Raw genomic sequence first — 11,795 nt, 5'->3', positions numbered from 1 at the left:
TTAGCAGTGTTATTACGTTTCTAATAACGCATAATGATGGGTAAAACCAAACATTAATAATCTAAGGTGGTGGGGATGTTTTCTTATGAACACTTAAACTCATTCTGTGCGACGTATGACGAACAGAGCTATAGCAAGGCTGCGAGAGCTATTGGTAAAGATAGAACGACCATTCGAGAACAAGTGAAAGCGCTAGAAGACAGCTATCGAACCATTTTATTTACGATTGAAGGAAAAAAGGCGGTACCTACCAGCTTTGCACGTTCTATTTATAAGCAATCAAAATTACTGGTGCAAAACAGTGAGCGATTGCATCTAAGAATGATGAATGCTTATCAACAAGAGCTGACCCGTTTAGATTTCTATCACGATACTCTGATGCCCAACGATTTAGTGGTGGAAATAGAGCAGCATGTTTTGAAGGCTCACCCGGACATGGTGCTCAATTGGCTGCATCGAAATCGAGATGAGATCTTGGTTGATGTGACACAAGCGCACAACAAAGTTGCGATCATGCAGCACCGAATGGAAAACATGTCGGAATACCCCATCAGCGCCATCAAACTTGGTGACGGTGATATTGCTGCCTACGCACGGGTTGATAGTCCTCTGTTCAAAATCAGTGAGATTCGACTTGAAGATCTTCAATTAGAAACGCAATACATCAGTGAAAACCAAAGCAAAACCATGCCAGAGTGGTTGGGCATATCACCGTATTTTCGCACCGTAAGCAATAACGATATGTTACTGGAGTTAGTGAAAGTGAATGGCTGGGCGTTACTTCCAAAAAGCTTAGCGACCGAAGCGGTGAATACGAAGCAGCTACGCCGAATAGAGTTCAATGAGTTGCTTTCACACAGCGCGAAGTTCGGGCTCTCATTCTTCTATCCAACGAGTTTTGAAAATACCAATGTGTATAAAGGTTTGGTTGAAGTACTGAAGGGTTACGCAATCAAGAATCTATAGGCGAAAATTTAGATTTGGGCACATCAACGAAAAATAGAAATCGAAATAGAAACAAAAAGTGTCGTTTTGTCGTGATACCCCAGCCAAGGATAATCTCAGCTGGGGAGCTCAGTAGACTATTGGTTAACGTAAACCGTATTGCCGTCTTTGATGGTTTCTAAGATCTTGATGTCTTTGATATCCATAGGGTCAACGGTGAGTGGGTTCTCCGCTAAGATAACTAAGTCAGCACGCTTTCCAACTTCGATGCTTCCCTTAGAGTCTTCCTCAAAGTTCTGGTAAGCCGCATTGATGGTAATGGCTTCTAGTGCTTGGTATGGCTCAATTTTATGATGCTCACCTAGAGTCTCACCACTTCGTGTTACGCGATTCACATTGGTCCACATGTTCAACAGTTGATCAGGAAACAGCACAGGTGCATCCATGTGCGTTGTGAACATCAAATCATACTCATTTGCCCATCCCATTGGTGAGATGTTAGCGGCACGCCATGGGCCAAGCACAGAGCGTTTATGCCAATCTCCCCAGAAGAAGGTATGCGCGCCAAAGAAAGAAGGAATCACATCAAGTTTCGCCATTCTCTTTACTTGGTCTAATCGAATGGTTTGAGCGTGAATTGCGACTGGGCGACGATCGGCTTCACCATGCTTTTCGGCTGCGTGTTCAACCGCATTAATGAAAAGATCAGCGGCAGCGTCACCATTGGTATGCGCAATCACCTGTGCGTTATGGCTGTAAGCGAGATCGACCCATTGGTTGATTTCTTCCTGAGATAAGACTGGGTAGCCATGATAGTGGTAAGCATGGCTGTGTGGCGGCTCCCAGTACGGAGTCGACAAATACGCAGTTTTACCTTGAGGTGAACCATCGGTGGTAATTTTCATCCCGCCAACTTTCACGCCGTTGTGATACTCACCGATTGGCATGACTTCGATTGAACCTTCAAACTCGCTCCACATAGGGTAAGTAATGACGTCCATGTAGAAGGCGCCTTGGTCGGCAAGGGCTTTTAGAGTGTGAGTAAGTTGAGTGTTCGATTTGCCTTCTTGCGCTGTTGTGATGCCATAAGCAAGGAACATATCCTGAGCAAGTTTCACATTGGTTAGAGCTTCTTCCATATCAGCAACCGCAATGTGTTGGAACATTGGGTAGGTTGCTGACTCATCGAGTACACCGGTTAGTACGCCATTTTCATCACGTCGTAATACGCCTCCCGGTGGGTTTTCAGACTCTTGGTTGTAACCCATAGCCTCTAAACCTTTTGAATTACAGGTTAAGAAATGCCCTGAAATATGGAGTGCACACAACTTGTATTCGCCAGTCACTTCGTCCAGTTCCCATCTTGTTGGATGGCGATTTTCTTCAACGGCTGCGTCATCGTAACCAATCGCAAAGTGAAGTCTTTCTGGGTCGAGTTTAGGGTCTGACATGTGATCTTTAATGATACGCTGAATGTCAGAAATACTGTTACCTTCGCCGAGAGGTGAAGGGTAAACGTAAGGTGAATTAATGACCGGAATATACTGTGCAAAGTGGCCATGAGAATCGATAAAGCCAGGTGTCATGGTGTTGCCCGCGAGATCGCGTATTTCAGTATTGTCGCCCTTTGAGCTTAATAGCTGCTGGGTGTCACCGACCGCGACAATCTTGCCATCTTTAACGGCTACTGCTTGAGCGCGTTCAGCGCTGCCTGTCATGGTGACGATATCACCGTTAGTAAAAATAGCATCAGGGGCGGCGACTGAGAACTGACTCACTAATGCAATGCTTAATGCACTTAATGTTAGCTTTTTCATAAACGTCTCTTTGTATCGGAACAAGGTATGGCTCATATAATTAACCAGTAAACTCGAACAACAAAGTCAGTTTTGTTAGGCTTTCCCTATCAAGTGAAAGGTTGAGATCATATGCATACATTAGAACAGTTGAGTGCTTTCATTGCGGTTTATGAGCAAGGCTCTTATAGCCAAGCAGCAAAAATACTAAATAAATCAAGGATAACGGTGCGTGAGCATGTGATGGCGTACGAAGATATGGTGGGCTATCCGTTGTTTGACATACAAGGAAGAAAGGCGGTTCCGAGCGACCAAGCCAAACAATTGTATCCGCGAGCTAAAACTGTTGAACGTCAAAACCGTGATCTGTATGTGCAAAGCCAAGGCTTATTTGAGAACGACGTGCACACCATAAACTTGGTTTACGATGTGATCACACCATTGGCCTTGCTGACGTCGATTGAATCAAAGGTGCAGCAAACACTCCCGGGAGTAGTCGTTAACTGGCAACATCGCACTCGTGAGCGTGCATTAAAAATGCTTGATAACGGCGAAGCGGATATCGCGATTATGCCGAACCGTTCATCGTTGTATCCAGAGCAGCCTATTGCTTGGAAATCGATTGGGGATGTGGAACTCGCGTGTTTTGCTAGAAGTGATTCCCCGTTGGTTAGAGAGCCAAATCTAACACTGAACCACCTGCGTTTAGAGACTCAGTACATCACCGAGAATATGCTTACTTTGGATATCGCCTCTGCAAGAATATCGCCAGTTTTACATACCGTTAGTAATAGTGATCTACTTTGTGAGTTGTTGAAGTTTGGCGGTTGGGCGGTGATGCCGAAGCACTATATGAGATCCCTAGTAGAGTCGGGTAAAGTCGTTGAGTTGAAGCTTGAGGAGTTAGGACGAGGAGGGATGCTTGGTCTAAATGTGTTCTTTTCTCATGGCAAAGACAATCATCCTATATTCCAACAAATCATACGTTGGTGTGTGGATTATGGGCGAGAGAACAACCATCTGTTTGAGTAAAGAGGCTAAATAAACTTAGCCTCTTTTCTAGTCGATTATTTTGCTGATTCGAGTATCGTCTCAGTCACATCTCCAATCAAACCTGGCTGGATTAACTGGAAGTTGATCGCTTTTCCAGATTCTTGGATATCTCGCATATTGTATTGAAGCTGAGTGAAGTCATCTCCCCACTGGTAGCGAAGTAATGTTTCACCTGATTGTAGGTGATAGTTAACCGCGTATTCTGTCGCATAACCAGCCATCACACCATCAATGGGCGCGTTTGGCGCATCATGTGGGATCTTGTAAGTAATCGAGTTTAGCTTGACCATGCCATTGATTACGCTAGTAGGCTCGGTAAGGTGTCCCATGTAGTAGCTTGAGTGTACAAACCTGTCTTCTGGGTTGGCGTTACCACCTGTGCCTAAGTTGGTTTGTGAGTATTGGGCTTCTTGCGGGCCCCAACCGCGTTTAGAGCGCTCTACGTTTGCCAAGTGCTGGTCGTAGTCCGGTTGGTTGGTCATCACTGTGTATTCCGCGCCATGCCAGATTCGCGGTCCTTCCGCTCTAAATTCTATAATCGCTGAATCACCCGATGTGTCTTGAAGACTAATGTGCAGTGCGATTCTAACGGGAACACCGGGTACAAATTCAGTAGCAGGCTGCGTTTTTTCAACGAATTGAACGGCTTCTTCAACGGTACTGAACTGCGATAAAACATGCTTTAGGTAGGTCAGCGTGCCTAAATCGTCAGCTTGAGTTGACTCTTCTGTATTCATACCTCGGTCGTACAAAACATTGCCACTGAGTCCTGCGTTATTCATGCCATCAGTGATTTGACCATAAGTCGTTAGTCCTGTGACATCGTATTTAGAGGTCACCTGGTTAGTATTATCTAAGTGGGTAACGTAAGTGCTGTCTTTTGGAATGTTAACGAGGTGCACATCCGTTTGCTCTGACCAATCCAGAGTACGCGAAACGAATGTGCCTTGATCTTGTGTATCCCAAAGTAAGCGGGTGCAAGCTTCAGCGGCAGTAACAACGCCCATAGAGAAGGTAGCAATAATAGCGGTAGATAGAATCTTCTTATTCATGATGATTACCTTTGTAATTGGGGGACACAATCATCATGGCATTGAATCTAGAAACGAAAAACTCAAGTATGCGGGTTAAAATCCATCAAATTATGGGGCAAAGTGTGCTTGAGTGATCGCTTTAATGGTCGGTAGTGGTTCTTTGTTACCCATTGATACTGGGTAATATAAGGTTAACCCAAAGTGAAATTGGTTTGCGATCTGCTGTATATGGAGCGTCTCTAATTCGCCGCGCTGTACTAAGGGCTCTGCTAGGTCGGTACTCATGATCGCCCAACCATCATGTTTTACTAACTCTAATAACAGGTCGTTGTTGCTGACGAGGTGGTACTGAGGCGAAATGAGATAGAGCTCTGGTAGCGTGTTGAAATGGTTTTCGCTCACATATTGCTTGTCTAACTTTAAGTCTTCAATAGAGAGCGCATTAAGGTGAGGGAGTTTACTTCTTCTTCCTGCATACATACCTAACTCGCCATAGCCCAAAGAGAAGAACTCAATATTTTTACTAAAGCGCTGCATGTTTTTGTGCTGCATCAGTGCGATGCTGTTTGTTTCAGATTCAATGCTATCAAAGGCTTCCTCTCGATTACGATGCAGCCAATGCACACGAAGTTCTGGGCATTTTTGTTGTAAAGCGTGCTCGATTTTGACGGCCAAATTGAGTGGCAAGGAAATGTCGTGATAGATATTGAGCGTCAGCATCTCATCCATATAGATGTTTTCTAATGAGGTACTGAGCTTCTCAGTGTTATTCAACACAACCTTGGAGCGTTGATAAATATGATCAGCCGCTTGAGTCGGTGTTGCCTTCTTTCCGATGATTTCAAATAGCGTAACGCCATATAAGTCTTCGACGGCCTTTACTTGGTCTCGTATTGTGGTTCGGTCTTTGCCTAACTTTTTGGCAGCTGCGCTATATGAGGATGCTTCGTACGTGGTGCAAAATGCCAATAGATGCTCATAGGAAAACATGCTCAAACCTCAATAGAAAGTGAACTCAGACTTTATGATGGAAATTATCCTGCATTAATGCTGAATTCGCTAAATTTTATCTTCGGTAATGAGATGAAAGTGTGATCAATACTAGGTGTTTATTTTTCGAGCTCGATTAACGCGCTTCAAGTAAATGCGGCGTTTCGATTTTAAGCTGTCTCACCAATCCTATATACGGCAATTCAGTGATGATCTCGTGTGACGATACAGAGATGATTTTTCTCGGAGTTGAAAACATACGAAGGATCATATCTCTCGAGAACGACTTGAATTTAACCTCGTCAATTTTCTCTGAGACTTCTTCCAAACGAATTGAATCGGCAATGACATCAAACTGTATGTGATTGTTTTCAAAGCGTTGCCACTCAGTGTCGAACTTCACTTTCACATGAGCCACGGTTCCTGTTTGGTCAAAAAAATTGAAGTGCATGGCGTGATAAGACTTATCTTTGGTCATGAGAACCTCAGATTCCGTCTCGACGACACGTATGTCCCATAACTGAGCCAAGTAGCCAAATCGACTTGGGTATCCTCTGTGTTTATAAGACCAATATTGATTCAAAAACACCGATTCTGGACTGTAATGAGTAACGTAGAGGTCTTTGATGACGTAAGACATCAGCGCCACAATAATGAAACTGCTTGTGATTACTTTAGTGGTGAAAGATGACATACAAGCACCTCCTTATTGTGATCTCGCCAGAACAATCTCGGCAGTGTTGGTGCAGAGCTTTCACGATGTAACGGTAAAGTATCGAAGAGTGCGCTCTGCTGCGCTTCAATCAGTAGTGATTGGCAGATTTGAATATCGTGATCACTTGGCGTCTCAGCGTTTTGATGGATTAACATCGGGATAGGTGGCGCGATAGTGGGCTCGGTGACTAGACGACTGAATGCGCCATTGTGGTATAAGCCGACTAAGTTCCAGCCGATAAACAGAACACATGCGAACCTGATAAGGTTATGAATGAAAAAGGTTTTGTTATGCTGAACCCAGCTTGCTGTTTTTGACCATAACGAAGCGTGGCGAGTAATCAATGATTGATATTCTGCTTCAGTGAGCGCTTGAGTTTCTCCGATATAGGCGTAGCCCTTCATCACTTGAGTTTGGATGAACTTTGGTTGTTCGCTCGAATCTCCCAGCTGTGCACGCAAGTTTTTTACTGCGGTGGCGACACTCGATTTTGCACGCGTACTTTCCCAAATGGCCTCAAGAATAAACGCTGATGTGAGGTCAGAACCTGAATGTTCAATGAAAAGTGATAGCAATTTCCACTCATTGGAACGCAGTTGCGTCTCTTGCAAAGACGTCAGGTTTAACAGTTTTCCACTTTGACTGTTAAAAAGCAGATTTTGATTTAATAGGTAGAAACTCATCGTAGCTCACTCAAGGTTAAGTCTAAATCTTACTTAAGGTGGATCGTATCGTCAGTAACTTTTGATCCCACTTGCGACGCCGAGCAAGCTCAAGTGGACTCTCTTGTTTCGCCAATATGCGGTCAGCGTGCGCTATTTTATTGGCCAGCCAAAGGCTTTGATACTGCAAAATATTTCTCACTATCGTATCAGCGGTTGCTGACTTAGTTTTTGATTTCAACTGTTCAATGGCTTGATTTATGTTGTCGAGTTTGACTTTCAATCGAGCTATTTGGTCTTGAGGCGAGAGTGTTGGGCGTCCTCTCTTAACGGGGTTTCCTATTGCCGAGCCACTTTCAATAACGCTACTTTGGTTAGGCTTCAATTTTGAATAATCAATGGTGCGCTCTTTAAGTTGGTGCTCTTGGCACAGTATCTGGTCTTCTAATACTAGGCTCTGATTGACAAGCTTTTGCAGTTCGCTCATCGGTTTTCTACCGGCTTTTGTTTGGGTTGTTGCTTTGCTGTTTTTTTCGAGCGCCTTGGCGGCCAGTGTTTCGATACCTAGTGCTGGTTGATTGTGTGCATGACACGCGTGTCTGTATTCGAGGTACGTATCTTGGAGCGCTTGCTCTTGTCGCATTAATTGTACAGGCAAGGGGAGTGCAGGCCTGCCCGCGCTGCTTTGTCCTTGCCTTGGTAGCAGTGAATCAATTTTGTTGTCAATAATATGCAGCATCAGTAAGCGAATGACCTTTCTATGATGCTTGATGCGCTCAAGCACAAACGAAGTGTCGTCACTCCAGAAATGACTGAGACTCTCTGAACCATTCAATAAAGCTCCGTTGAGCTCTCTGATGCTTGATTTGAAGTTTTCAGTGACGGTATAGAACCAATCATCTTGTTGAAAGCCAGTCGCCTCAACTAATGTACTTTTGAGCCAAGGGTTCACTGTTTGCGAAATTAACGTTTGCGAGATTACTGTTTGAGAGGTTCCCTTTTGCGAGATTTCTTTTTGTGAGAAAGCTTGCTCATGGACCCAAAGTTGATCCGCGAAATCACACACAAGTATTGACCTTGGCTGTGACGGAAGCGACCTAATCCGAAGTTGGTACAGGCTAATAAGCTGCTGAACATTGTCTAATACCTTCTCTTGAATGCTTTGCCATTGCTGGGTCGGAACAGAATGACGTTGCGCAGATAGCATTAGGTTATCAATGCTGCTCCAAATCTTATATTCCTCGGAGGCGCTGATGATGTCGGCGTTAATTAGAGCCAACTTCTCTGCATTGTGTTCTGGGTACAGTTGACGAAGTTGAGCTTGGTAACGAAGGTTAAGGCTCACGTAATCTTGATAGTCTTTTACGACGTGTTTAGCGAGCTTCACAACAGGCGACAGCGTCGGGCGTCCTCGTTGATGAGTATTCATCATAGTGACTCTAATGCGGAGAATGGTTTTGCTAGAGGTAGCACTTTGACGGCATTCCAGTGAGGCTTACCTTTTACTTCCTCAAGCTCCATATAAACTCTCTGACCTTCCTCTAAGTTAATTTCACCATCAAATTCAATGACACTGATGTGAATGAGTACATCAATATCACCGTGATCAGGTTTAGCAAAACCAAACCCGTTTTCTAGGTGAAACCAGGTGATGTAGCCACGAGTACAAATCAAATCGGACATTTACGAGATTAACTCAGTGAATAGATAATGAGGTGATTCTATCAGTGGGCGCTATGACTAATTTTGATTTAAATCTATTTAATAAGTAATTAATTAAATCCAAATTCTATGTGGAACCCGACACAAAACCCTCGGTATTTGCCAGCAAATCATGACTTAGAACAAGTTTGATTCCGACGGCGCTACAGCTCGACTCCTTAAATCGCAAAACTTGACTCAAAAGGGCGCAAGTCCGTTCATCCATTTGATGTGTTGGTGGGTCATTCCATGAAAAAACAAACTTCAATGCTTCCAAGTACGGTTGCCGTTAATCGCAGAACGCCGAGATCTTCTATGAAGATTTCGGCGTTAGCTGTGCTGGTGGCCGGAGCATTAACGAGCTACGGAGCCTTGGCTGAAAGTGTCAGCTTAAGTGAGCTGTATCAGCAATCTCTCGACAATAACCCTGCGTTAAAAAGTGCAGCACTAGCCATTGATAGTGCGACTTATGGTGCAGACAAAGTAGGTGCCGCGTATTTACCTCAGGTTGATGCAAACCTTGCGTATGGTGTGCTTCGTAACAGCTACACCACACTCAACGAGATAGACACCAACGCGGCACAGGCGTCTATTTCTGTTGGGCAAAATCTTTATAACGCGAAACTGAACGCGGCAAATGAGCTAAGTAATCAACAGGTTGAGCTCAGCCAAGTCTCACACCAAGTTGCGTTAGAGAGCCTCGCTTTGCAAGTCGTGGTGGGTTATTTCAATGCCCTTAAAGCGCAAGAGTCGTTAAAGCAAACCAAAGCGACACAAGAAGCGATCGAAGAGCAGCTTAAGCAAACCGAACGTCAATTTTCATTGGGGATGATTCCGGAAAATGACGTGATTGATGCGCGCGCTCAGTTCGATTTGGTTTCTGCATCGGTGATTGTGGCTGAAAACGAAGTTGAGAAATCATTGGACGCGCTTTACGAGCTGTCTGGCAATGAGTTTACGTCGGTTTATCCACTGAATACTGACCGTTACGACGCCAATATCCCAACGCCAGAAAATGCGCTGACATGGCAGGAAAAAGCGCAGCAATTCAACCCTGAGATGCAAATCCAGAAACAACTGGTTGAGCTAAGCAAGCAGCAGATTGAACTGGCGCAAGCAGGGCATCAACCTTCGTTAGGCTTGGTTGCTGAGTACCGTTATACGTTTGCGAGCGAGATTCGTAGAACCGAGATGGGTCAGTCAAAACAACAGTTTAATAGCATTGATGACAACTCAACTGTGTTTGCAGGTGTAGCAATGACCTTGCCTGTCTACCGTGGCGGGGCAACCAGCAACGAAGTACAACAAGCCAAGGTTCAATACCAACAAGCCCTTCAGCTTCAAGAGCAATCTTGGAGAAGCGTAACGCGTCAAATCCGCGGTGCAGAAAAAGACCTCAATGCCCTTATTAGCGCTCAGCAAGCCTATGCCAACGCTGTTCATTCTGCTGAACGCTCACTTGTTGCAACCCAACAAGGTTTTGAAATTGGCAGCAGAACGATTGTCGATGTGCTGAACGGAACACGTCAGCTTTATGCGGCGAAGCAAGACCTGACTGAAGCGCAAATTGATTTCATTTTGGTGTCACTGCAGCTCAAGTTCTTGGGTGGCGAGCTTTTACCTGAAGACATCAGTGCGATTAACGCTGGTTTGAAACGCTAGTCGAAAAAGCGGGTTAAAGCGCTCGCTCGAAATCATGGCGTCAACGCCGAATAGAAAATAGATCAAATGTGATGGCACCTGAGATTGAACCCTCAGATTGAATCAGGATGCGGTCACTCAATGTATCGACGTATTTGTAGAGAACACACGATGAAAAAAACAATAACGTTATTAACCGCAAGTATCTTACTTGCAGGCTGTGGTGGTAATTCACAACCTACGGAGCAAACCGCTGCTCCAGTGCCTAGTACACCGGTAACTGTGGTGCTTGCAGAGGAGATGGCACATTCGCCAATCCAATACCACGTCGGAAGAATGGAGGCGGTTGAGTCTGCTCAACTGACACCAAGAACCAGTGGTTTCTTGTTAAACAAACTCTTTGATGACGGTTCTTATGTCGAAGCGGGCGCTGTGCTTTTTGAAATTGACCCAACGTCATACCAAGCGGCATTTGATGCGGCAAAAGCAACCTTATCTGAAGCGCAATCGGCACTGAGCTTGACTCAGCTAAACCATGAAAGAACCACTCAGATGTTGAAGTCGGGCGGTATTTCACAGTCGCAGCTCGATTTGAGCATTGCGGAGCTAGAGATGGCGAGATCTCGAGTGGTATCTGCTCGAGCAAACGTAAGAGTTCAGCAAGACAACTTAGACCAAACCCAAGTTAAAGCACCGTATTCAGGTCAGTTAGGGAAAAGTAACTTCTCTATCGGTGACATGGTAGGCCCTAACTTTGGCCCATTGATTGACCTGATCAAGATGGATCCGATCGATGCGACCTTCTCGATTAAAGAAAGCGAACTGAGTCAATATCAGCTTCAAGGTAAGCAAGCGACATCAGTATTGCTTGAGCGTGATGGCCAATTGACGGATTACCAAGGCAACATCGCTTTTGTTGATAACAAAGTGAATGCAGCCAGCGGTACGGTGACGATTTCTGCCTCTTTTGATAACAGCGAAGCGGGTCTGCTGCCAAATCAATTTGTTCGTGTTGGGCTGACGAGTGCAGAACCATTAAGCGGCGTGCAAATTCCTCATAAGGCGATCCATCAAGATCAGCTCACTCAATATGTACTTACTATCGAAGAAGGTAATGCGGTACGTCGTGATGTCGTTGTAGGTGATCGAATTGGACAAGATGTTTTCGTCGCAAATGGCTTGGACGCCGGTGAACCAGTGATTGTTGGCGGGCTACAACGCATTCGTCCTGGTGCCCCTGTTTCAGTTGCGGAGTAAT

The 11,795-nt window shown here is 44.9% G+C and carries 11 protein-coding genes; 4 read left to right on the top strand and 7 right to left on the bottom strand.

Going from position 1 to position 11,795, the window contains the following annotated elements:
* Positions 1–75 precede the first annotated feature (75 nt).
* Positions 76–966 carry a LysR family transcriptional regulator gene (locus tag MSG36_RS07350; protein ID WP_248366978.1) on the top strand — a complete coding sequence of 297 codons (891 nt, stop codon included), beginning with the start codon at positions 76–78 and terminating at the stop codon, positions 964–966.
* A gap of 116 nt (positions 967–1,082) precedes the next feature.
* Here the strand turns inward: MSG36_RS07350 and MSG36_RS07345 are convergent, their stop codons facing one another.
* Entirely contained in the window at positions 1,083–2,762 is a 1,680-nt protein-coding gene (locus MSG36_RS07345; protein WP_248366975.1) for an amidohydrolase, read from the bottom strand.
* 111 nt (positions 2,763–2,873) lie between these two features.
* Here MSG36_RS07345 and MSG36_RS07340 point away from each other — a divergent pair, with 111 nt between their 5' ends.
* Positions 2,874–3,773: a LysR family transcriptional regulator gene (locus MSG36_RS07340; RefSeq protein WP_248366972.1), complete on the top strand. Its 900-nt coding sequence runs from the start codon at positions 2,874–2,876 to the stop codon at positions 3,771–3,773.
* A gap of 35 nt (positions 3,774–3,808) precedes the next feature.
* Here MSG36_RS07340 and MSG36_RS07335 read toward each other — a convergent pair whose 3' ends face one another.
* The 6 genes from MSG36_RS07335 to MSG36_RS07310 form a co-directional block, all read right to left on the bottom strand.
* Positions 3,809–4,846 carry a linear amide C-N hydrolase gene (locus tag MSG36_RS07335; protein WP_248366969.1) on the bottom strand — a complete coding sequence of 346 codons (1,038 nt, stop codon included), beginning with the start codon at positions 4,844–4,846 and terminating at the stop codon, positions 3,809–3,811.
* Positions 4,847–4,936: 90 nt separating this feature from the next.
* The gene (locus MSG36_RS07330; RefSeq protein ID WP_048608631.1) at positions 4,937–5,818 is read right to left on the bottom strand and encodes a LysR family transcriptional regulator; all 882 of its coding nucleotides are present in this window, start codon (positions 5,816–5,818) and stop codon (positions 4,937–4,939) included.
* Positions 5,819–5,954: 136 nt separating this feature from the next.
* Positions 5,955–6,512 carry a hypothetical protein gene (locus MSG36_RS07325; protein ID WP_048613474.1) on the bottom strand — a complete coding sequence of 186 codons (558 nt, stop codon included), beginning with the start codon at positions 6,510–6,512 and terminating at the stop codon, positions 5,955–5,957.
* Positions 6,488–7,216, bottom strand: a complete 729-nt coding sequence (locus MSG36_RS07320) for a helix-turn-helix domain-containing protein (protein ID WP_050621614.1) — start codon at positions 7,214–7,216, stop codon at positions 6,488–6,490. The genes MSG36_RS07325 and MSG36_RS07320 overlap by 25 nt, the downstream gene beginning before the upstream one ends.
* 22 nt (positions 7,217–7,238) lie before the next feature.
* On the bottom strand, positions 7,239–8,627 hold the full coding sequence (locus MSG36_RS07315; RefSeq protein WP_248366964.1) for a hypothetical protein: 1,389 nt from the start codon (positions 8,625–8,627) through the stop codon (positions 7,239–7,241).
* A complete protein-coding gene (locus MSG36_RS07310) occupies positions 8,624–8,878 on the bottom strand; it encodes a cold shock domain-containing protein (protein ID WP_050649359.1) in 255 nt (84 codons plus the stop codon). Before MSG36_RS07310 ends, MSG36_RS07315 begins: the two co-directional genes overlap by 4 nt.
* Before the next feature lie 267 nt (positions 8,879–9,145).
* On the opposite strand from MSG36_RS07310, the gene MSG36_RS07305 reads away from it, so the two are divergent.
* Both MSG36_RS07305 and MSG36_RS07300 read left to right on the top strand, forming a co-directional pair.
* Positions 9,146–10,558 (top strand): TolC family outer membrane protein, encoded by a 1,413-nt coding sequence (locus MSG36_RS07305; protein WP_231718235.1) that lies wholly within the window; start codon positions 9,146–9,148, stop codon positions 10,556–10,558.
* Between the two features lie 150 nt (positions 10,559–10,708).
* The gene (locus MSG36_RS07300) at positions 10,709–11,794 is read left to right on the top strand and encodes an efflux RND transporter periplasmic adaptor subunit (protein WP_248366962.1); all 1,086 of its coding nucleotides are present in this window, start codon (positions 10,709–10,711) and stop codon (positions 11,792–11,794) included.
* The last annotated feature ends 1 nt before the right edge of the window (position 11,795 follow it).

The sequence above is a fragment of the Vibrio sp. 1CM8B genome, assembly GCF_023161685.1.
Lineage (GTDB): Bacteria > Pseudomonadota > Gammaproteobacteria > Enterobacterales > Vibrionaceae > Vibrio > Vibrio coralliirubri.
The sequence above is the reverse complement of the archived record's forward strand: the minus strand, read 5'-3'. Positions and strand labels throughout refer to the sequence as shown.

Coding starts and splice junctions, on each gene's coding strand:
- MSG36_RS07350 (WP_248366978.1), top strand. CDS start 76: ATGTTTTCTTATGAACACTTAAACTCATTCTGTGCGACGTATGACGAA.
- MSG36_RS07345 (WP_248366975.1), bottom strand. CDS start 2,762: ATGAAAAAGCTAACATTAAGTGCATTAAGCATTGCATTAGTGAGTCAG.
- MSG36_RS07340 (WP_248366972.1), top strand. CDS start 2,874: ATGCATACATTAGAACAGTTGAGTGCTTTCATTGCGGTTTATGAGCAA.
- MSG36_RS07335 (WP_248366969.1), bottom strand. CDS start 4,846: ATGAATAAGAAGATTCTATCTACCGCTATTATTGCTACCTTCTCTATG.
- MSG36_RS07330 (WP_048608631.1), bottom strand. CDS start 5,818: ATGTTTTCCTATGAGCATCTATTGGCATTTTGCACCACGTACGAAGCA.
- MSG36_RS07325 (WP_048613474.1), bottom strand. CDS start 6,512: ATGTCATCTTTCACCACTAAAGTAATCACAAGCAGTTTCATTATTGTG.
- MSG36_RS07320 (WP_050621614.1), bottom strand. CDS start 7,216: ATGAGTTTCTACCTATTAAATCAAAATCTGCTTTTTAACAGTCAAAGT.
- MSG36_RS07315 (WP_248366964.1), bottom strand. CDS start 8,627: ATGATGAATACTCATCAACGAGGACGCCCGACGCTGTCGCCTGTTGTG.
- MSG36_RS07310 (WP_050649359.1), bottom strand. CDS start 8,878: ATGTCCGATTTGATTTGTACTCGTGGCTACATCACCTGGTTTCACCTA.
- MSG36_RS07305 (WP_231718235.1), top strand. CDS start 9,146: ATGAAAAAACAAACTTCAATGCTTCCAAGTACGGTTGCCGTTAATCGC.
- MSG36_RS07300 (WP_248366962.1), top strand. CDS start 10,709: ATGAAAAAAACAATAACGTTATTAACCGCAAGTATCTTACTTGCAGGC.